Raw genomic sequence first — 365 nt, forward strand, 5'->3', positions numbered from 1 at the left:
CCTCGATAGCTCAGCCGGTAGAGCACCTGACTGTTAATCAGGCTGTCGCAGGTTCGAATCCTGCTCGAGGAGCCAATTTTGTAATCCCCTGGGGTGATTGGGGTATAGCCAAGTCGGTTAAGGCACGGGACTTTGACTCCCGCATTCGTTGGTTCGAGTCCAACTACCCCAGCCAGTGCGGTTCACTAGCTCAGTTGGCAGAGCACCTGACTTTTAATCAGGGTGTCCCGGGTTCGAATCCCGGGTGAGCCACCATTTTATATAATAAGTGTCCACTTGATTTTATCTTGGCGCCATCGTCAAGCGGTTAAGACACCGCCCTTTCACGGCGGGTTCATGGGTTCGAATCCCATTGGCGTCACCAT

At 53.2% G+C, this 365-nt stretch carries 3 tRNA genes; all 3 read left to right on the plus strand.

Annotated features, from left to right (window positions below):
- Positions 1-98: 98 nt before the first annotated feature.
- The 3 genes from ACE419_RS11570 to ACE419_RS11580 all read left to right on the plus strand — a co-directional run bounded on the left by ACE419_RS11570 (position 99) and on the right by ACE419_RS11580 (position 364).
- Positions 99-175: transfer RNA gene (locus ACE419_RS11570), tRNA-Gln, on the plus strand.
- Positions 176-179: 4 nt separating this feature from the next.
- Positions 180-255 (plus strand) — tRNA-Lys (locus ACE419_RS11575).
- 34 nt (positions 256-289) lie between these two features.
- Positions 290-364: transfer RNA gene (locus ACE419_RS11580), tRNA-Glu, on the plus strand.
- Position 365: the final 1 nt, after the last annotated feature.

Origin of the sequence: Mitsuokella apri, assembly GCF_047974105.1 — a bacterium.
Taxonomy (GTDB): Bacteria; Bacillota; Negativicutes; order Selenomonadales; family Selenomonadaceae; genus Mitsuokella.